This window comes from Halomonas sp. 72, assembly GCF_052379785.1.
Lineage (GTDB): Bacteria > Pseudomonadota > Gammaproteobacteria > Pseudomonadales > Halomonadaceae > Vreelandella > Vreelandella citrativorans.
On record NZ_JBQSYY010000014.1, the window covers coordinates 39,103 to 57,671 of the forward strand.

The 18,569-nt window shown below is 52.4% G+C and carries 20 protein-coding genes and 2 tRNA genes; 7 read left to right on the top strand and 15 right to left on the bottom strand.

Annotated elements, in window-relative coordinates; translation table 11 throughout:
• Positions 1-42 precede the first annotated feature (42 nt).
• Positions 43-720 (top strand): transcriptional repressor LexA, encoded by a 678-nt coding sequence (lexA, locus tag ACT3T6_RS12750; RefSeq protein ID WP_172118442.1) that lies wholly within the window; start codon positions 43-45, stop codon positions 718-720.
• A 107-nt stretch (positions 721-827) separates the two neighbouring features.
• On the opposite strand, the gene purU is transcribed toward lexA, so the two are convergent.
• On the bottom strand, positions 828-1,682 hold the full coding sequence (purU, locus tag ACT3T6_RS12755) for a formyltetrahydrofolate deformylase (protein WP_193054656.1): 855 nt from the start codon (positions 1,680-1,682) through the stop codon (positions 828-830).
• A 320-nt stretch (positions 1,683-2,002) separates the two neighbouring features.
• Here purU and ACT3T6_RS12760 point away from each other — a divergent pair, with 320 nt between their 5' ends.
• Positions 2,003-3,580, top strand: coding sequence for a ribonuclease J (locus tag ACT3T6_RS12760; RefSeq protein ID WP_193054681.1), 1,578 nt, complete (start codon positions 2,003-2,005; stop codon positions 3,578-3,580).
• A 67-nt stretch (positions 3,581-3,647) separates the two neighbouring features.
• On the opposite strand, the gene moaE is transcribed toward ACT3T6_RS12760, so the two are convergent.
• From moaE to ACT3T6_RS12810, 10 genes are all read right to left on the bottom strand, one after another.
• Positions 3,648-4,103: a molybdopterin synthase catalytic subunit MoaE gene (gene moaE / locus ACT3T6_RS12765; RefSeq protein WP_193054655.1), complete on the bottom strand. Its 456-nt coding sequence runs from the start codon at positions 4,101-4,103 to the stop codon at positions 3,648-3,650.
• 3 nt (positions 4,104-4,106) lie between these two features.
• Positions 4,107-4,907, bottom strand: coding sequence for a cyclic pyranopterin monophosphate synthase MoaC (moaC, locus tag ACT3T6_RS12770; RefSeq protein WP_172118439.1), 801 nt, complete (start codon positions 4,905-4,907; stop codon positions 4,107-4,109).
• 5 nt (positions 4,908-4,912) lie between these two features.
• Positions 4,913-5,473: a molybdopterin-guanine dinucleotide biosynthesis protein B gene (mobB, locus tag ACT3T6_RS12775; RefSeq protein ID WP_172118438.1), complete on the bottom strand. Its 561-nt coding sequence runs from the start codon at positions 5,471-5,473 to the stop codon at positions 4,913-4,915.
• Positions 5,474-5,523: 50 nt separating this feature from the next.
• A complete protein-coding gene (locus tag ACT3T6_RS12780) occupies positions 5,524-6,756 on the bottom strand; it encodes a uracil-xanthine permease family protein (RefSeq protein WP_193054654.1) in 1,233 nt (410 codons plus the stop codon).
• A gap of 87 nt (positions 6,757-6,843) precedes the next feature.
• Positions 6,844-7,473: a uracil phosphoribosyltransferase gene (gene upp, locus ACT3T6_RS12785; protein ID WP_087107382.1), complete on the bottom strand. Its 630-nt coding sequence runs from the start codon at positions 7,471-7,473 to the stop codon at positions 6,844-6,846.
• A gap of 98 nt (positions 7,474-7,571) precedes the next feature.
• On the bottom strand, positions 7,572-8,255 hold the full coding sequence (ung, locus tag ACT3T6_RS12790; RefSeq protein ID WP_193054653.1) for a uracil-DNA glycosylase: 684 nt from the start codon (positions 8,253-8,255) through the stop codon (positions 7,572-7,574).
• Positions 8,248-8,736 (bottom strand): xanthine phosphoribosyltransferase, encoded by a 489-nt coding sequence (gene gpt, locus ACT3T6_RS12795; protein WP_172118435.1) that lies wholly within the window; start codon positions 8,734-8,736, stop codon positions 8,248-8,250. The genes ung and gpt overlap by 8 nt, the downstream gene beginning before the upstream one ends.
• Positions 8,737-8,744: 8 nt before the next feature.
• Complete coding sequence (locus tag ACT3T6_RS12800) at positions 8,745-9,290, bottom strand: adenine phosphoribosyltransferase (RefSeq protein WP_172118434.1); 546 nt, start codon at positions 9,288-9,290, stop codon at positions 8,745-8,747.
• Between the two features lie 38 nt (positions 9,291-9,328).
• Entirely contained in the window at positions 9,329-10,627 is a 1,299-nt protein-coding gene (locus tag ACT3T6_RS12805) for an NCS2 family permease (protein WP_172118433.1), read from the bottom strand.
• A gap of 197 nt (positions 10,628-10,824) precedes the next feature.
• A complete protein-coding gene (locus ACT3T6_RS12810; protein ID WP_193054652.1) occupies positions 10,825-11,451 on the bottom strand; it encodes a riboflavin synthase subunit alpha in 627 nt (208 codons plus the stop codon).
• Between the two features lie 462 nt (positions 11,452-11,913).
• On the opposite strand from ACT3T6_RS12810, the gene ACT3T6_RS12815 reads away from it, so the two are divergent.
• From ACT3T6_RS12815 to ACT3T6_RS12830, 4 genes are all read left to right on the top strand, one after another.
• The gene (locus ACT3T6_RS12815; protein WP_193054651.1) at positions 11,914-12,957 is read left to right on the top strand and encodes a methionine ABC transporter ATP-binding protein; all 1,044 of its coding nucleotides are present in this window, start codon (positions 11,914-11,916) and stop codon (positions 12,955-12,957) included.
• On the top strand, positions 12,938-13,591 hold the full coding sequence (locus ACT3T6_RS12820; protein WP_087107396.1) for a methionine ABC transporter permease: 654 nt from the start codon (positions 12,938-12,940) through the stop codon (positions 13,589-13,591). Before ACT3T6_RS12815 ends, ACT3T6_RS12820 begins: the two co-directional genes overlap by 20 nt.
• 105 nt (positions 13,592-13,696) lie before the next feature.
• On the top strand, positions 13,697-14,488 hold the full coding sequence (locus ACT3T6_RS12825) for a MetQ/NlpA family ABC transporter substrate-binding protein (protein ID WP_172118430.1): 792 nt from the start codon (positions 13,697-13,699) through the stop codon (positions 14,486-14,488).
• A 67-nt stretch (positions 14,489-14,555) separates the two neighbouring features.
• The gene (locus tag ACT3T6_RS12830) at positions 14,556-15,023 is read left to right on the top strand and encodes a GAF domain-containing protein (protein WP_193054650.1); all 468 of its coding nucleotides are present in this window, start codon (positions 14,556-14,558) and stop codon (positions 15,021-15,023) included.
• Here ACT3T6_RS12830 and ACT3T6_RS12835 read toward each other — a convergent pair.
• From ACT3T6_RS12835 to ACT3T6_RS12845, 3 genes are all read right to left on the bottom strand, one after another.
• Positions 15,020-15,295, bottom strand: a complete 276-nt coding sequence (locus tag ACT3T6_RS12835; RefSeq protein WP_193054649.1) for a hypothetical protein — start codon at positions 15,293-15,295, stop codon at positions 15,020-15,022. The genes ACT3T6_RS12830 and ACT3T6_RS12835 overlap by 4 nt on opposite strands.
• Positions 15,296-15,590: 295 nt before the next feature.
• A tRNA-Val gene (locus tag ACT3T6_RS12840) sits at positions 15,591-15,667 on the bottom strand.
• Positions 15,668-15,688: 21 nt separating this feature from the next.
• Positions 15,689-15,765, bottom strand: a tRNA-Val gene (locus ACT3T6_RS12845).
• A gap of 172 nt (positions 15,766-15,937) precedes the next feature.
• On the opposite strand from ACT3T6_RS12845, the gene ACT3T6_RS12850 reads away from it, so the two are divergent.
• Positions 15,938-17,023: an endonuclease/exonuclease/phosphatase family protein gene (locus tag ACT3T6_RS12850; protein ID WP_193054648.1), complete on the top strand. Its 1,086-nt coding sequence runs from the start codon at positions 15,938-15,940 to the stop codon at positions 17,021-17,023.
• Positions 17,024-17,031: 8 nt separating this feature from the next.
• Here the strand turns inward: ACT3T6_RS12850 and ACT3T6_RS12855 are convergent, their stop codons facing one another.
• Positions 17,032-18,408 carry a class II fumarate hydratase gene (locus tag ACT3T6_RS12855; protein WP_193054647.1) on the bottom strand — a complete coding sequence of 459 codons (1,377 nt, stop codon included), beginning with the start codon at positions 18,406-18,408 and terminating at the stop codon, positions 17,032-17,034.
• Positions 18,409-18,569 lie beyond the last annotated feature (161 nt).

Consider the following 18,569-nt stretch of genomic DNA (forward strand, 5'->3'; position numbering starts at 1 on the left):
CAGACAGATACCGACTGTCTTTTATTGTTTATGGAGTTTGGTATGTCGCGGCCACTCACAGCACGTCAGCAACATGTTTTTGATTTTATAGTAAAAACCATGGGTGAATTCGGCTACCCTCCCACCCGCGCCGAAATTGCCAAGGCCTTGGGCTTTAAATCCCCCAATGCCGCTGAAGAGCATTTACGTGCTCTTGAGCGTAAAGGCGTTATCCGGATTATTCGCAATACGTCGCGGGGGATTCGCCTCCCCAACCAGGAAGCTCAGGACGTTAGCGAATTACCCGCCACCGTTGCAGCCAACAGCAATGATCTTCCGCCGATGGGCTTGCCAGTTATTGGTGAAGTGGCCGCTGGCAGCCCGATCCTTGCAGCGGAGCATATTGACCGTTACTGCCCGCTACCCGCGGAATATTTCACCCCTAAAGCCGACTACCTCCTGCGAGTACGCGGTTTATCCATGAAGGATGTGGGCATCCTGGAAGGCGATTTACTGGCGGTGCACCGCACTGATCGTGTACGTGACGGGCAAATCGTCGTTGCGCGGCTGGAAGATGAAGTCACCGTAAAACGCTTTCAACGCCAAGGGCATCAGGTCATGCTGATTGCGGAAAACGCTGATTTTGCACCGATTGAAATCGACCTGCGAACCCAATCCCTGGATATTGAAGGCGTAGGTGTAGGCGTCATCCGTGGCGGTAATGGCCAAGCGCTAGGCTAATAAGCCGTTTGCGTAAAATCGGATTTTAAAAGCATCAAGGGGGTGGCCATTTTCATGACCACCCCCTTGTTTTGTTACTGGTTCAGCTTAAACAGTTTTTAAAACGCTTAGCTAAAGACAACGGTCTTATTGCCGTGGATCAAAACGCGGTCCTCCATATGCCAGCGCAGGCCTCGCGCCAATACGGCTTTTTCTACATCGCGCCCAAAGCGAACCAGGTCAGTTGGCGTATGGCAATGGCTCACACGATGAATGTCCTGCTCAATAATCGGCCCGGCATCCAACTCCTCCGTCACGTAGTGGCACGTCGCGCCAATTAGCTTTACGCCGCGCTCATAAGCCTGATGGTAAGGCTTGGCGCCGGCAAATGAAGGCAAGAAGCTGTGGTGAATATTAATCACCTGCCCAGCATAGCGCTCACACAACGACGGGGGCAGAATCTGCATATAGCGCGCCAATACAATACAGTCCGCTCGCGCGTTATCAATAAGCTCCTGCACCTGAGTAAACGACTCTTCCTTATTATTCGGGTCCACCGGCACATGGTGATAAGGAATACCGTACCACTCAGCGATTGAGCGCATGTCTTCGTGATTAGAAATCACACCGGCGATATCACAATCCAGCTCACCTGCCTGCCAACGGTAAAGTAAATCCACCAGGCAGTGAGACTCACGGGAGACCATGAGGATGACGCGCCGACGCTTTTGAGTATCCATTAGCGCCCACTGCATGGAAAACTCTTGAGCAATTGGCTCAAAGGCGCTGCGTAATGTTTCAACGGACATGCCAAGCGAATCGGCCAATATCTCATAACGCATAAAAAAGCGGCCCGTTTGCAAGTCAGAATGCTGACTGGCCTCGGTGATAGAGCCGCCTTGTTGAGCAATAAATCCAGACACACGGGCAACAATACCCACCTGATCGGGGCAGGAAACGACTAAACGGTAATAATGAGACATGTGAAGTACTCTTGACGACCTACGAAATACAAATGACAAACCACTATTGGCATCGTCTATTGGCATAGTGCAACGGCGCCGCAAACAGCGGCTAAATAGCGACGCCGTAAATAACGGCTGCCTAGTGTACCGGAACCCTATTAACGAAGCACCGTTATCTAATGTCGGGGGTCATTGTTAGCCGCCCCTGCCTTCCCGTATAGTTAAGGCATTACTTTTTAGGCTTTTCATAACCGATGCATCCACCACGCGTTCAACTTCGTCCTCGCCGCCGCCCACCTCTGCGCCTACTGCCGCTGGGTGGGTGTGGTGAAATCGGCATGAATCTAACGCTGTATGGATACGACGATCACTGGATCGCGGTCGACTGCGGCATGATGATTCGCCAGGATTTGCCTAACTCGCCCCTTCAAGTACCTAACCTGGGCACCGCCGAGGCACTGAACATAACGCCCCAAGCGTTATTTATAACGCATGGGCATGAAGATCACATTGGCGCGGTTGCCTGGTTATGGCCCAAGTGGAACTGCCCTATCTATGCCACCCCACTTGCGGCAGGTCTCTTACGTGCAAAATTCGCTGAACACCAGCTAAGTAGCGCCGCGATTAAGATTATCGAGCCGGGCGAAGCAATGGAAACGGCGCCCTTTTCGGTGCGCTATTTGCCGGTTACTCATTCGATCCCTGAAAGCTGCGCGCTGGTCATCGTGATGGGCGATTACCGCATAATGCACACAGGGGATTGGAAGCTGGACCCAGAGCCGCTGATTGGCACGCCCATTAACGCGGCGCACTTTCGAGCGCTTGCCCCGATTGATTTAGTAGTAGGTGATTCAACCAATGCCCCTCTGCCTGGCCACTCCAGCAGTGAAGGCGATGTGGCTAAAGCGCTGGCTAAAAGCCTGAAGGAATGCAAGGGCCGCGTCGTGGTCTCCTGTTTTGCAAGCAACCTGGCACGCGTACTGGCCATTGGCCGGGCGGCTCATCAATGCGGCCGTCGGGTCAGTTTGATGGGGCGATCCATGGAGCGCATGGTGAGCATTGCACGCGGACTTGGCTACATGGATGACTTCCCAGCGCTTGTACCCCCTCATGATTTGGGCTATTTGCCCCCCGATGAAGTGGTGATTATCGCCACCGGTAGCCAGGGTGAGCCTCGTGCAGCACTGCAACGACTCGCCCAAGGGCGCCACCCGTTTATTGACCTTGAGCCTAGCGATAACGTCATTTTCTCTGCCAAAGCTATCCCCGGCAATGAACGCCCCATTGAGCAGCTCAAAAAACGCTTGGTCCAACTTGGGGTCACGATCTTTGATGAGGTTAATCATCCAGAGCTGCACGCCACAGGCCACCCTGCGCAAGAAGAACTCATCACATTCTACCAGTGGATCAGGCCCAAATATTTGATCCCCGTGCACGGCGAAGCGCGCCACCAGCAGGCCCACCAAGCGATTGCAGACTCCTTGGGCATCAGCGCACCTTTAGCACCCGTTAATGGCGACATGATCGTTATGGACCACTTGGGACTGCGCTGCGAAGCCCGCCACCCTCAACCGCCCTGTATCGTTAATCAAAATAGCGTTGTGCCGCATCCGGGCCTGGATGCCACCAAAACCACGACGCGCCGAGGCAGTTTATTTCTCGCCCTGCCTGTCGCGGCCAGCGATACCGGATGGTGGCGCATCGGTCGCTTGATGCTGGATAGCAGCAGCGCCAGCCCGCTCGACGAAGATAGCTTTAGCGAATGGCTGGACAATCAGTTGGAGGAGATTAAAGCGGATACGCTGGCTGATTTGCGCCTTGCGCTACAGCCACGCTTGATTCATTGGTTGGCGGACCACATGCAGCACATGCCCGAGGTCCACTTACAAATAATGGCCGCAGAAGCGCCTCTATAAACGCAACGAGGCGCAACCGAATCCTGTAGAACGCAGCGTACTCGCCAGGCGGCGTACTGTAATAGCCTTATGACCAGCGCTCGGCATCTTGCCAATCGGTAGCGCGCTCTTTCACCCAATACTCACCCTTGGTGGAATGCTCCTTTTTCCAGAACGGCGCTTGGGTTTTTAAAAAATCCATAATAAAGTCACACGCTTCAAATGCTTCGCGCCGGTGAGCGCTCGCCACCAGCACCCTAACGATGGGATCCCCCGGCGCCAGGTAGCCCACCCGATGAACAATATAAACCGCTTGAAGCGCCCAGCGCTGCCACGCCTGTTCGCCTATCTGCTCCAGCATACGCTCTGTCATGCCGGGGTAATGTTCCAGGGTAAGCCCGGTGACATCAGGCGACTCGTTAAAGTCCCGAACCAACCCTGTAAAACTGACAACCGCCCCAATATCGGTTCGCTGGGCGAGCGTCGACGCATAGCCATCGCCTAATGAAAAAGGCGCTGACTGGACTTGGACCTGGATATTCATCGTTTAGCCCCCTGTCACGGGTGGAAAAAAGGCGACTTCATCCTCGTCAGTAATCCGTGCGCTATCGTTGGCCATCACCTGGTTAATCGCACACAGCGTCCGCTGGTCGGTGAGCACGCTAAATCGCGTATCACGCTGGCTCAGCGCAGCCTTCAAACCCGCAATATCACGGCTCGGCACCTGGTCCAGATCAAGCACCGTATCACTCACACCGACACGTTCACGCAGCTCGGCTAAAAACTTCACCCGAACACAGGGCGAGGCGCAGCGTTCGCCTAATGTCACTTCGCCTGCCGTCCCTTCTCCCGTCACAATGGGGGCTTGCGGACGAGCACTGCGCTGATAATCACCACGTACGCCGCCGCGTTTGCTTTCAAGCTGAACAGCGTCGATACACATATCCTTATCGACGGCTTTACACATATCGTAGAGCGTTAAACACGCGACCGACACCGCGGTAAGCGCCTCCATCTCAACACCCGTGCGCCCATTTAATCGGCACAGTGCCGTCACGTGGACACAGCCCTGCGCAGGGTCGATATCAAATTCAATGGAGACTTTGGAAAGCGCCAACGAATGACATAAGGGAATCAATTCATGGGTACGCTTCGCGGCCTGAATACCGGCAATACGGGCCGTTGCAATGACATCGCCCTTGGGTAACTCGCCATCACTTAGCAGCTTCAGCGTTTCTGGCTGCATTAAAATCCGCCCCGAGGCGACGGCCTCACGACGTGTTTCGTGCTTATCACCCACATCGACCATATTAGCTTCACCACGCGTATTGAGGTGGGTTAGCTGCATGTTTATCACCTATGTTTTAAAAATGTGCCATTGGGTTGAGTACTAGCCCACGTACGCACCCAGTGAGTAATTGCATCGATATCATTAAGGTTTAGCGGGGTAATCCGGGGGTCAAGCTCAACCGGTGGTTGATCATCAAGCGCCACCGCCTGAATCGTCGCATCATGAAGAATAGACGGCTCTCCAATTCCCTTACGATACAGTACGAGCTTGGGAATGGGCCATGCTTTGAATCCTTCGACAATCACAAGGTCTGGCTCATGGTAAGCCATCATCGCCAGCAACGCTGCCAGGTCTGGCTCATCCTGACCCGGCGTTTCCTGCATTAGCGCAAAGCGTTCCCGTGAGGCGACCAGCATCGGTGCCGCCCCGGCGCTACGCAGCTCATAGCTATCTTTACCGGGTTTATCCACTTCAAAACTGTGATGGGCATGCTTTATGACAGCTACCTTTAGCCCTGCTTGGCGCAACCGTGGCAGCAACTGCGTTAGTAGCGTCGTTTTTCCCGTTCCACTCCAAGCGACAACGCCGAGTACGGGAAATGCAGTGGCTACATTACTTACCATATACATGTCTCCTTCCCTGGTAATGAATCCTGATAAGGACGAGGGAGCTGTTACTCCCCTTCGCGCTCACGAGGCAATAGCCAATTCAGTACAATACCTACGAGAGCCGCCAAGCTTACGCCCTGCAGGGTAAATTGGCCTCCCCCAAATTGCATGCCGCCAATACCAAACACTAAAATCAACGACACCACCACCAGATTGCGTGGCGCGGTTAGCGACTGACCCGCACGTACTAGCGTATTCATTCCGACGACAGCAATCGAGCCAAACAGCAGCGTCATAATGCCGCCCATTACCGGACCTGGAATCGTTTGCAACAGTGCACCCAGCTTGGAAATAAAGGCCAGCAGAATGGCGATAATCGCCGCGACAATCATATAAACAGGGTTAAACGCCCGCGTCAGTGTTACGGCACCGGTTACTTCGGAATACGTCGTGTTGGGTGGGCCGCCAAACAGTGCCGCCACCATGGTCGCCAAACCATCGCCCAGTAATGTACGGTGCAGGCCCGGTTTTTCAAGATAATTTTTACGCGTTACCGAACCAATCGCCACCATATCTCCGATATGCTCAACCGCAGGCGCAATGGCCACAGGAATCATGAATAAAATAGCCGCCCAATGAAAGCTAGGCGCCGTAAAATTGGGTATTCCAAGCCAGGCCGCTTCATGTACCGGTGTAAAATCGACAACCCCCATCACCAGGGAGAGTGCATAACCGGTAACGATCCCCCCCATAATGGGAATCAAACGCAGCAGGCCACGCCCAAATACCGCTAATACCAGCGTCACCAGCAGGCTGGCCATGGATAAAAAGATCGCTTGACCATAGCTGATATTGTCGCTGGTTTCCCCGGTTGCCATGCTAACGGCCACCGGCGCTAACGCCAGGCCAATCACCATGATGACCGGGCCAACCACCACCGCCGGTAACAAACGATTTAGCCAACCGATACCGCGTACGCGTATGATCTGGGAAATAATGACATACACAAGACCGGCTACCATTAAACCGCCAAGCGTCGCGGAAACACCGAAACTGGCAATAGACCCCTGAATAGGCGCGATAAACGCAAACGAGGACGCCAAAAATACCGGCACCGACTGCTTAGTAACCGCATGAAATATTAACGTTCCCGCACCGGCAGTAAAAAGTGCAACACTTGGATCCAGGCCCGTTAACAGCGGAACCAGTACCAACGCGCCAAATGCGACAAACAGCATTTGTGCTCCGGTCAGCAGTACCTTCGGCCAAGACTCGGACCGGCTGCCAGCATTACTCATCACTCAACTCCCAGGAATCAATTTATATCGAAAAGGCAAAAAAATGCCCCCAACGCGAAGCGTAAGGGGCACCGTTAGGCAAAACGCTTAACGCGTTCCAAATATCTTATCGCCGGCATCTCCCAATCCCGGCACGATATAACTATTCTCATCGAGTCGATCGTCTACCGAGGCCGTATAAATTTCCACGTCTGGGTAAGCATCCTGCACACGCTTGATGCCTTCGGGAGCAGCGACAAGAACAATAATCTTCATATGCTCACAGCCCCGCTCACGCAGCATGTCCAGTGTGGCGATCATGGAACCACCGGTTGCCAACATCGGGTCAATCACCAGCGCCATGCGCTCTTCAATATCGTTAGCGAATTTCGCAAAATACGGCACAGGCTGCAGCGTTTCTTCATCGCGATAAAGGCCGACAACGCTGACGCGCGCACTGGGAATCAAATCCGTAACGCCTTCCAACATGCCTAAACCAGCCCGCAGAATGGGCACAACCGTTACTTTTTTACCTTTAAGTCGGCGCGTGGCGATAGGCTCGCCGTTCCAACCTTGAATTTCGTGATCCTCAAGCTCCAGGCCTTTCGTGGCCTCGTAAGTCAAGAGCTTGGCCACTTCACCTGCCAGTTCACGAAAGCTCTTGGTGCTCAAATCAACTTCGCGCATCAGTCCCAGCTTATGTTGAACAAGCGGATGGTTAATGGCGTAGACACTCATGGGGCTTCCTCACTGCAGTGTGATATCAGGATAACGACTCAGGCCGCATCTTCAGGCATACAAAATTGCGCGCATTCTACCTGCATCTGTCCATCAGGTTAAGCGCTTTCGGGCAGTTGCCATTCAACGGGCGAACGTCCTTGCCCCACCAGGAACTGGTTCGCTTGAGAAAACTGGTGATTGCCAAAAAAGCCCCGATGGGCAGACAGCGGCGAAGGATGGGGCGACTCCAGCACTAAATGGCGCCGCTGATCAATCAACGCTTTTTTCTGGCGCGCATGACTACCCCATAACAAAAACACGCACGGCGGAGCATGCTGACTTACCGTTTCGATTGCTCGATCGGTAAACGGCTCCCAACCTTTGCCGCGGTGCGACGCGGCATTGCCTTGCTCAACGGTTAACGCCGTGTTTAACAGCAAAACGCCTTGTTTGGCCCAGCTAACCAGGCTGCCATGCGGCACCGGTTTAACGCCCACATCGTTTGCCAGTTCTTTATAAATATTGGCAAGCGACGGGGGGATTTTCACCCCCGGCTGAACAGAAAAGCTTAACCCATGCGCTTGACGGGGGCCGTGGTACGGGTCCTGACCTAGAATAACGACTTTCACCTCTTCCAATGGCGTCAGTTCAAACGCACGAAACCAATCAGAAGAGTGAGGGTAAATAACCTTTTTAGCCGCTTTTTCCTGAGCCAAGAACTGTTTCAACGCCTTCATATAGTCGGCTTGAAATTCATCACCGAGCCACCGGCCCCAGTCGTTCGTTAATGGATTAGTCATAAGTCCTTTTAACTTGATCAACGAGAGGCTCAACATAGGCAACTCCCATATCCCAAGGGAATTGAATCCAGCACTGCTGAGCCACTTCAGTGAGATATTGGTCAACCAAAGGGCGCCCTTCTGGCTTGGCATAGATAGTGACAAAATGCGCTTTAGGCATCATTTCACGTACCGCACGCGCGGTTTTACCGGTATCCACCAGATCATCGACCAACAGCCAACCTTCGCCATCATGGTCAACGCCCTTCATGATATTCAGACCACCCTGATCCATATGGTCATAGCTTTTAATACAGATCGTATCAATCAGGCGCACGTTAAGCTCACGTGCAATAAGTGCCGCTGGGATTAACCCGCCACGGGTAATCGCCACAATACCCTTGAAGTCCCGCTCCATCATTTGGTGGCAAAGCTGACGCACATCTCGGTGCAGCTGGTCCCAGGAAATAGTGAAGTGTTGGTGATAGCGTTCGCTGCTCATGAGAGGCGTTACTCGTCTTCGTTGAAAGAACATACCGCGAATACGCTGAAGCCAGCATCGCGAATTTTCTGAGAACCGCCCAACTCGGGTAGGTCAATAATAGTGGCAGTTTCTACGACATGCCCGCCAGAACGCTGAATAAGGTTGGCGGCGGCCAACATGGTGCCACCGGTAGCAATCAGGTCATCCATCAGCAGGATCCGGTCACCTTCCTGAAAAGCGTCAGAATGTAGCTCTACTTCCGAATGACCGTATTCCAGCTTGTAGGTTTCACTGATCGTTTTAAAAGGCAGTTTGCCTTTTTTGCGAACCGGTACAAAGCTACAACCTAGCTCATAGGCGAGCGGTGCACCGATAATGAAACCACGCGCATCAATCGCGGCGATGGCATCCAGGTTCATTTCCTGATAGCGATGCACGAAACTATCAATTAGTTTGCGAAACGCCGCACTGTTTTGTAATAACGGAGTGATATCACGAAAGTTCACTCCCTGCTCAGGCCAATCAGGAACGGTGCGAATAACCGACTTAATGTAGTCACCGTAGATGCTCATCGCGTCTCTCATAGATTAATAATAAATAGCCTGGATAATTAACCCAGGAATAGAAACTTCGCTGCAAACAGCAAGGCCAGAATCACGACAGCAGGATTCAGGTCGCTAAACCGGCCTGAAAGCGTTTTAATTCCTACAAAGCTAATAAAGCCCAAGGCAATACCGTCAGCAATTGAAAACGTCAGCGGCATTGCCAATGCTGCAATTAATACCGGAGCAGCATCGGTTGGGTCTTCCCAGTTCGCATGGGATAAACTGCCCGCCATGAGTACCGCAACGTACAGCAGCGCACCGGCAGTGGCATAAGCCGGGATAGAGCCTGCTAACGGCGCAAAGAAAAGACTGATTAAAAACAGTACACCGACCACGACGGCTGTTAGGCCTGTTCGCCCACCCGATGCAATACCCGCCGTTGATTCGATATAGCTCGTGGTGGTTGAGGTGCCGAGAGCCGCGCCTGCCATGGATGCTGTGCTATCGGCCATCATGGCGCGCCCGATACGAGGCAGTTTGCCATCCTTGTCGAGTAGATTACCCCGATGAGCAACCCCTACCAGCGTGCCGGATGTATCGAACAGGTCAACAAACAGGAACGCAAAAATAACGCTGAGCATCGCCACATCAAGGGCGCCCACCAGATCCATCGCCATAAAGGTAGGCGCGATAGAGGGCGGCATCGACATCACACCGTTGTATGCATTATGCCCCAACAGCATCGAAATGAGAGTAATGCCCAGGATACCAATTAATACCGCGCCCTTGACCCGCAGGTACGCCAACGCCGTAATCACAAAAAAGCCCAGCAATGAATAAAGAGCCGCTGGCTGTGAAAGATCTCCCATCGCGACCAGAGTCGCCGGATTAGCCACCACAATACCTGCGTTTTTAAGCGCAATCATGGCCAGAAAAAGCCCTATCCCTGCCGCAATCCCTAAGCGTAGCGAGAGTGGTATCGAGTTGATAATCCACTCACGGACTTTAAAAACACTCAATACGAAGAATATCAAACCCGAGAAGAAGACCGCACCAAGCGCGGCTTCCCAGGTATATCCCATACCTAGCACCACGCCGTAAGTGAAGAAGGCGTTAAGCCCCATCCCCGGTGCTTGCGCAATGGGGTAATTAGCCCAAATGCCCATCACGAAGCAGCCAATCGCTGCCGCCACGCACGTCGCGACAAAGACGGCACCGTAGTCCATACCCGCTTCCGACAGGATGCTAGGGTTTACGAAAATGATATAAGCCATCGTCAGGAACGTTGTGATCCCGGCGACCACCTCTGTTTTCACATTCGTATTTAGCTCAGTGAGCTTGAAATACTTATCCAGAAGTTTCATGTATGTTTTATCCTTCGCGCAAACGCAGTATGCGTCCCCTTGGAGCGAGAAAAGCCGCACATATTACCGAAAGCTCCCGCGCGATGCGAGTACCTAACGCACAGCCGGTTTAAGCGGAGCCACCTCCACTGACACTAACGCTAGCAATCTTCAGGCCATCAGCGAACCAGCAGGTCAGCCAACCACCCGCTGCTTTCTTATAATCGTTTAGCCAGCACGCGCTCGACCGTTTCGACAATCACCTGTGTTTGCGGATCAATTTCAATATTGACCTTATCGCCAGGCAGACGCTCTTTGAGCATGGTGCGTGAGAGCGTTTCGGGTATCAGATTCACACTGAACTCAATGCCGCTATCATCTGCCGCGCGACGCACATCTCCGACCGTCAGACTGATACCATCAACACCGATATACCCCTTTTCAAACACAAAGCGGCCAATCGTGTCGGGTAGAGAAAACCAAAGCCGACGGTTATTGGGAGCTTCTTCTATCGCGACGACGTTGGCCATACAGATAATATGGCCGGACATCGAATGCCCCCCAATCTCGTCGCCAAACCGTGCAGCACGCTCTATATTGACGCGCCCCCCCGGTTCAAGTGCACCAAGATTAGTCAAGCGCAGGGTTTCGCGCATCAAATCAAAACTAACGTTATCGCCTTCAATAGCGGTAACTGTTAAACACACGCCGTTATGGGCCACTGACGCACCAATTTCCAACCCCTCACGCATTTCGGGTGGCAATGCCACTACATGGGTTCGAAACGCGTCAAGTTCATGCACCTCTACTATACTTGCGGTGCCCTGTACGATGCCGGTAAACATAATCCACCCTTACTACGTCGCTGTGAAAACGCCTATTCAAACACGAAATCAACCCGGCGCAAGTTTATCCGTGAGAAGTTAACAATGCGCACACCGCACCCGGGAAAGCATGATGAGCAGCATGCGTGACGCTAATCAAATGCCTTGATGGACGCAAAGCAAAGTGCAGTACGCCTAAAAACGTTTAAAAACGCACGACTGCGCCTAATCAAGCGGCCACACGCGTAAAGCAGCCGGTTTCAATTGACAAAGAGGAAGGGGCTGCTTAGACTTTCGGCCCATGTAATGGCGCCGATTTGTACCCATATTGCGGGCGCCCACCAAGCCACAGGTTTGGTGAAGTGCAGCTAAAAGGGTGTGTCCAGCGTTGATGGCCACCCGAAAGGGTGGCCTTTTTTTTATTCCTCGCCCTACGCTTGCTCCCTTGCACTCCGTCTTTGGCCTCCTATTAAGGCAGACGCTATGATTGAACTTAGCAACGTCAGTAAAACTTATGGCAGCGGCAATAACGCCGTTCACGCCTTGAAAGATGTTAATTTGCACGTACCTAGAGGCGCTATTCACGGCGTTATCGGCCTATCCGGCGCTGGAAAATCCACGCTAATCCGTTGCGTTAACTTACTTGAGCGGCCAACCAGTGGCAGCGTGACCGTGGATGGCCAAGAGATGACTCGCTTAAACGGCGGCGCCCTAAACCAGGCACGTCACCGCATTGGCATGATTTTCCAGCACTTCAACTTGCTTACTACGCGGAACGTGTTTGATAACGTTGCTCTGCCGCTTGAACTGATGGGTGAAAAACGTAGCGCCATTCAACACCGCGTACTCCCGCTACTGGAAATGGTCGGGCTGGCGGACAAAGCCAAACAGTATCCCGCGCAGCTCTCGGGTGGCCAAAAGCAGCGTGTTGCTATCGCCCGCGCTCTAGCCAGCCAACCCAATGTGCTGCTGTGTGATGAAGCAACATCGGCATTAGATCCACAAACTACCGGCTCTATTCTTGAGTTGCTGCGTGATATTAATCACCAGTTGGGTATCACTATTTTGTTGATTACCCATGAAATGGAAGTGGTTAAGTCAATTTGCCACCGCGTAAGCCTTATTTCCAACGGCACACTCGTGGAGGACGCAGAAGTCGGCGACTTTTTCACGGCCCCCAGCACTCAGCTTGGCCGCGAATTTTTGAACGATTTTCTCCAGCTTAGCCCCCCTAAAGAGCTGATCGAACGCTTAAGCGATACGCCAGGAGAGACCTCTCACCCCGTCGTACGCCTAACGTTTTCTGGCGATGCCGTCTCAACACCGCTTATCTCCCGCCTGGCCCGCGAGTGCAATGTGGATGTCAGCATTTTACAGGCCAAAGTCGAGTCCATTCAGGACCGCACCTTAGGGCTTATGATTGCAGAACTGCTTGGCACGACAGAGCAGACGCAACAGGCAATGGATTATCTTCAGTCTCACCAGTTAGAAGTCGAGGTACTTGGTTATGTCCAGCGCAATGTTTGACCTTATTTTACAGGCCACGCTGGATACGCTGTATATGGTGGCCATCTCTGGCGTCATTTCGACACTGCTCGGCCTACCATTAGGCGTATTGTTGTACGCGACACGGCCAAGGCAAATTCTAGCCCAGCCAGTGCTTAATCAGGTATTGAGCATTATTACTAATATTGGCCGCTCGATTCCTTTCATTATTTTGATGGTAGCCATCATCCCGTTCACACGTATGCTGGTAGGTACGTCGATAGGCATCAACGCCGCATCAGTTCCCCTAACCATTGCGGCCATCCCTTTTGTGGCGCGTCTGATAGAGGGCGCACTCAATGAGGTGTCGCCGGGCCTGGTAGAATCTGCTCAGTCCATGGGCGCAACCCCGTGGCAGATTATTCGCAAGGTACTTGTACCAGAGGCACGGGGCGGCATCATTACAGGCTTAACCATTACGCTGGTAACGCTAGTCAGTTACTCCGCTATGGCGGGTGCGGTAGGTGGCGGCGGCCTGGGGGACCTGGGCATCCGTTATGGATACAACCGTTTTAACCCCACTATTATGCTGATTACCGTGATTATTTTGGTGGTCATGGTGCAAGGCTTTCAAAGCCTGGGCGACTATCTGGTGCGCAAAAGTGATCGTAAATAGTGATCGCAATTGGCTATGCTCTCTTATAACAAAAAAACATTAGAATTATTTTTCTTATTCCAATATTATTAAAAAATGACGATACAACGCATTAGGAGACTTATCATGCAAAAACTAATAATTGGTAGCCTGACAGCCTTGGCACTGGCCGTTAACGTTGCAAACGCAGAAACCCGCACGCTGAAAATGGGTACCGTTGCTGGCCCCGAAACTGAAGTCATGGAAGTGGCGGCGCGGATTGCCAAAGAAGAGTACGACCTTAATGTCGAAATTATCGAATTTACCGACTACGTAACGCCCAACGTTGCGCTGGCCGACGGTAGCCTTGATGCCAACGCCTACCAGCACGCCCCTTACTTGAATGCCATGGTTAGCGATCGCGGCTATGACCTTGCCGTTGCAGGCTATACCTTTGTTTATCCGATCGGTGCTTATTCAGAAAAATTCGATAGCATTGAAGATCTGCCCGACGGCGCGCAGATTGCACTGCCCAACGACCCTTCCAATGAAGGTCGTGCGTTGATTTTGATGCATAACGAAGGCCTGATCACACTGAACGACCCGGAGTATCTGGAAGCGACGCCGATCGATATCGCCGAGAATCCGCGCAACTTCCGCTTCCGTGAAATTGAAGCTGCCCAGTTGCCCCGTGTATTGCGCGATGTCGACATGGCGTTTATCAACAACACGTTCGCCCAACCAGCTGGTTTGAAGCTTGACGATGCCCTGATCAAAGAAGGGCCTGAGTCTCCCTACGTGAACCTTATTGCCGTACGCGGCGGTGACGAAGAGCGTGAAGATATTCGCCAACTAGTGGATGCCTATCAGCGCGACGAAGTAGCAGCCAAAGCTGAAGAGCTGTTTAAAGGCGCTGCCGTGCCGGGCTGGACTGAATAACCCCTTCAGCAAGCACCTCATCAGGCCGACCTTAGTGTCGGCCTGATGCGTTTATGATGAGATAATGATGCCAACCATTAATTACGCGCTACTCAACCGCCAGCTCGAAGCCCTGCTTGATACACGCGACTGGCTTACCAACAGCGCTCAAATGTGCGCGTTTATTCAGCAGGAAGTACCTGACCTAAACTGGGTGGGGTTTTATCTTCAGCGTCAACCCGAGATCCTGGGGCTAGGGCCTTTTCAGGGCAAGCCCGCCTGCCACCCCATCCCTTTTAGCAAAGGCGTATGCGGAGCCGCAGCGCGTCAGCAGCAAACACAGCGGGTCGATGATGTACACGCCGTCGCAGACCATATTGCCTGCGATGCCGACTCACGCTCCGAGCTGGTCATTCCCATCGTGATAGAAGGCTTTCTATGGGGCGTTCTAGACCTGGACAGCCCACTACCTGCGCGCTTTACCGCAGACGATCAGGCAGGAACCGAAGCGCTAATAGCGACTTTTCAGCGCCAAACAGATCTACCGACCCGCTAGTGATAAGCATGTAGATGAATGGTGCAGTAAGCGCGAAAAATACCGTCGCTCATGGATAGCTCAGAGCGGCGGCGCGCTTTTCTTAGCGTTTGGTTGAATATTTCTTCTGCCTTATAGCGGCTCAACCCTAGCTCTTGAGCCGTATGAAAATACTCATCAAGCTCCACACTCTCACTATTATCGCTCACTAGCGGCGGTTTATTTGCAGATTTACGGCCTAACTTTAAGCCACCAAAAACTGAGGCCCAACGGGGCAATAAATTAAGATACATATCTTCATCCTTGAATCATGTTCATGGAGAGAGTTGTTCATCACAGCGCGAATTCCCGCATAGCGCCATGCCAATAGCTATACACATATTGTACTTTATGAAGCATGACGTTATCGTGACAGGCATCATCTCACGCCAAAAGACACAGCGTACCAAGCCCCCTGATCTCCGGGCGATACACCCGACAAGGTAAGCTGTGTCTGAATAGCAATGCTGCGCGCAATAAACGTGCACGGCATGAGAACGACGCTAAACAAAAAAACCCCGTGCTTTAAAAAGCACGGGGCTAACAATTTGGTAGGACCAGGCGGATTTGAACCGCCGACCTCCACGATGTCAACGTGGCGCTCTAACCAACTGAGCTATGGTCCTAAATAGAAAAGGTTGCGATGATGGTAGGACCAGGCGGATTTGAACCGCCGACCTCCACGATGTCAACGTGGCGCTCTAACCAACTGAGCTATGGTCCTGTCGTGCAACGGATGCGTATTCTACTTATTTATCACTGCATTGCAAGCTAATTTTTTCTTTCTGAACAACCCACTCACGCCCTATCTCGCTATAAAATCGCTACGTAAGTGAGTATTTAAATTTTCAGCATTTTAAACCGTCCACCCCTCTTTTTAAAGCAGGAAACCCATAATGCTCGCCCCTCTCCTTACCCCCCTCCTTGCGTGCATAGCGTTAATACCACTGCTTGCAACACTGATTGCACGCATCCCTCTTCGCTGGTGGTGGATCCGCTGCTTTGAATTCCCTCGCGTTCAAATAGCAACTCTGTCGCTGCTTTGTGGGGTATCCGCTCTCGTCTTTCTATCGCCTGGCAATTGGCGTACCGCGATTTGGGTTATCGTTCTCATCACCGTCGCTTTACAAAGCCAATATATCTTGCCTTGGACTCGGCTATGGCCAGTGGACGTTAAAAACGCATCCAAGCAGTCTTCCAGCAAACAGCACATTACGCTTTTAATTGCCAATGTGCTGACGCCTAATCGGCACACGGAAGGATTATTGGGGATGATCCAGCAACACCAGCCGGATATCATTTTAACCCTTGAGTCAGATCAGTGGTGGCAGGATAAGCTCGACCCCGTGCTAGCAGAACGCTGGAAATATAACGTTAAAGTGCCTTTAGATAACTTGTACGGCATGCATCTTTATTCGCGCTTGCCGCTGAAAGACACCTCCGTTAAGTGGCTAATTCAGGAGGACATTCCTTCCATTCACACCCAAGTGCAGCTTGAAAGCGGCGATTATATTCGCCTATATGCCGTCCACCCTCGCCCACCTGCGCCATCAGAAAGCGAAAAGTCGTTATGGCGTGATGCCGAACTTTTATGGGTGGGCCAAGAGGTACATCAAACGCCCCAGCCTACCCTGGTGGCTGGCGATCTGAATGACGTCGCCTGGTCACGTACCACTCGACTATTTTGCAGGGTTAGCGGCATGCTTGACCCCAGGCGCGGACGGGGCATGTTTAGTACCTTCCACGCCAAGAACCCCTTATTACGCTGGCCTCTTGATCACATTTTTGTAACCAACCACTTCACCCTGGTCAACATGCAGCGCCTTGATGCCTTTGGGTCTGACCACTTTCCTATTCTCGCCACCCTATGCTATCAGCCCTCTCGCCAAAATGAGCAGGAGCGACCCGAAGCAGACAGCGAAGAGCATCAACAAGCCAGCGAAACGATTCAAAAAGGCAAAACCGAGAAGCAACTAATCTGATCGACGGGTTACTCCGGAACGCCTCCCTGGGTCAATACGCTTGGATCCAAAAGGCGTTCCAGCGTTTTACGGTCCAGATCCGTCTCTTCCTCAGCAACATCAATGATAGGCCTACCTGCCTGGTAGGCTTTTTTAGCCACTGCCGCCGCGGCATTATAGCCAATCACGCCATTAAGCGCGGTCACCAGAATCGGATTTCGAGCCAAGGGGACTTGCAAGTTATCTTCTCGCACCTTGAACGTTGCAATTGCTCTATCCGCCAGTAGCCGTGACGTATTACTCATTAGCGTAATCGCCGTGAGCAAATTCGTTGCCACCAGTGGCAGCATGACGTTCAACTGAAAATTACCACTCTGGCCTGCCACGGTAATGGCCGAATCCAACCCAATCACCTGGGCTGACGCCTGCGCTGCCGACTCAGGAATCACAGGGTTAACTTTGCCCGGCATGATGGAACTACCCGGCTGAAGCGCCTCAAGCTCAATTTCGCCGAGCCCAGCCAAGGGGCCTGAGTTCATCCAGCGTAAGTCGTTGGCAATCTTCATAATGACGCACGCGAGGCCTTTTAACTGCCCGGATAGTTCAACGGCGGCATCCTGAGATGAAAGACTGGCAAAAAAACTATCGTTGGGTGCAAAATTAAGCCCGGTTTGCTCGCTTAGCTCTTTGGCTACCTGCTCAGCGAATCCCTCAGGTGCATTAATACCCGTACCAACCGCTGTCCCACCCTGTGCCAAGCGGCATAGCCTGCTCATCGCGCTGTCGAATCGCTCAATAGCCTGCCCTAATTGACTCGACCAGGCCCCGAGTTCCTGGTCCATACGTAACGGCATCGCATCCATTAAATGGGTGCGTCCCGTTTTGACAACATCTTTTAGCTCCTCGGCACGCTGATCAATACAGGTCTTTAAATGCTCAAGTGCTGGCTTGAGAGACTCATTAACCGCAATCGCTGCTGACACATGTATGGCGGTTGGGATAACGTCATTGCTTGATTGCCCCATATTCACGTGATCATTAGGCGTCACATCGACACCTTCACGGCTTGCCAGCGTAGCCAATACTTCATTCACGTTCATATTGGTAGAGGTGCCCGAGCCCGTTTGAAAAATGTCGATCGGGAACTGGTCGTCGTGCTGCCCGTTAATCACAGCCTGTGCTGCGTTTTGAATAGCCCTGGATCTAGCATCATCCAACAGGCCCAACTGCTGGTTAGCCCGCGCTGCAGCCAGCTTTATCCGCGCTACGGAATGGATAAACTCTGGGGGCATAGGGGTGTGAGACACCGGAAAATTATTAATGGCCCGCTGCGTTTGAGCGCCATAAAGCGCGGAAGCAGGCACTTCAAGCTCACCCATGCTATCGCGCTCGATACGAGTATCCATATGATTCTCTCCTTTGAGTGGTAATCAACCTTATCTACAAGCGATCACGTGGGCAAATCCCTTCCCAACCGCTGCCGCTTTTCAAACTAGACGCTCCAACCGGCCAGGTAAACCGTCATGTCCCATCATGCTCACATTAAGCCTGCCTCTTTATATTGCGG

Bases quoted from the DNA above. Each gene is read 5' to 3' on its own strand.
- ACT3T6_RS12780 (WP_193054654.1), bottom strand. From the start codon at position 6,756: ATGAGTAATGCTGGCAGCCGGTCCGAGTCTTGGCCGAAGGTACTGCTG.
- ACT3T6_RS12825 (WP_172118430.1), top strand. From the start codon at position 13,697: ATGCAAAAACTAATAATTGGTAGCCTGACAGCCTTGGCACTGGCCGTT.
- lexA (WP_172118442.1), top strand. From the start codon at position 43: ATGTCGCGGCCACTCACAGCACGTCAGCAACATGTTTTTGATTTTATA.
- ACT3T6_RS12760 (WP_193054681.1), top strand. From the start codon at position 2,003: ATGAATCTAACGCTGTATGGATACGACGATCACTGGATCGCGGTCGAC.
- ACT3T6_RS12800 (WP_172118434.1), bottom strand. From the start codon at position 9,290: ATGAGCATCTACGGTGACTACATTAAGTCGGTTATTCGCACCGTTCCT.
- ACT3T6_RS12815 (WP_193054651.1), top strand. From the start codon at position 11,914: ATGATTGAACTTAGCAACGTCAGTAAAACTTATGGCAGCGGCAATAAC.
- ACT3T6_RS12805 (WP_172118433.1), bottom strand. From the start codon at position 10,627: ATGAAACTTCTGGATAAGTATTTCAAGCTCACTGAGCTAAATACGAAT.
- ACT3T6_RS12850 (WP_193054648.1), top strand. From the start codon at position 15,938: ATGCTCGCCCCTCTCCTTACCCCCCTCCTTGCGTGCATAGCGTTAATA.
- ACT3T6_RS12835 (WP_193054649.1), bottom strand. From the start codon at position 15,295: ATGTATCTTAATTTATTGCCCCGTTGGGCCTCAGTTTTTGGTGGCTTA.
- moaC (WP_172118439.1), bottom strand. From the start codon at position 4,907: ATGCAGCTAACCCACCTCAATACGCGTGGTGAAGCTAATATGGTCGAT.
- moaE (WP_193054655.1), bottom strand. From the start codon at position 4,103: ATGAATATCCAGGTCCAAGTCCAGTCAGCGCCTTTTTCATTAGGCGAT.
- gpt (WP_172118435.1), bottom strand. From the start codon at position 8,736: ATGAGCAGCGAACGCTATCACCAACACTTCACTATTTCCTGGGACCAG.
- ACT3T6_RS12810 (WP_193054652.1), bottom strand. From the start codon at position 11,451: ATGTTTACCGGCATCGTACAGGGCACCGCAAGTATAGTAGAGGTGCAT.
- ACT3T6_RS12820 (WP_087107396.1), top strand. From the start codon at position 12,938: ATGTCCAGCGCAATGTTTGACCTTATTTTACAGGCCACGCTGGATACG.
- mobB (WP_172118438.1), bottom strand. From the start codon at position 5,473: ATGGTAAGTAATGTAGCCACTGCATTTCCCGTACTCGGCGTTGTCGCT.
- ACT3T6_RS12830 (WP_193054650.1), top strand. From the start codon at position 14,556: ATGCCAACCATTAATTACGCGCTACTCAACCGCCAGCTCGAAGCCCTG.
- upp (WP_087107382.1), bottom strand. From the start codon at position 7,473: ATGAGTGTCTACGCCATTAACCATCCGCTTGTTCAACATAAGCTGGGA.
- ACT3T6_RS12855 (WP_193054647.1), bottom strand. From the start codon at position 18,408: ATGGATACTCGTATCGAGCGCGATAGCATGGGTGAGCTTGAAGTGCCT.
- ung (WP_193054653.1), bottom strand. From the start codon at position 8,255: ATGACTAATCCATTAACGAACGACTGGGGCCGGTGGCTCGGTGATGAA.
- purU (WP_193054656.1), bottom strand. From the start codon at position 1,682: ATGTCTCATTATTACCGTTTAGTCGTTTCCTGCCCCGATCAGGTGGGT.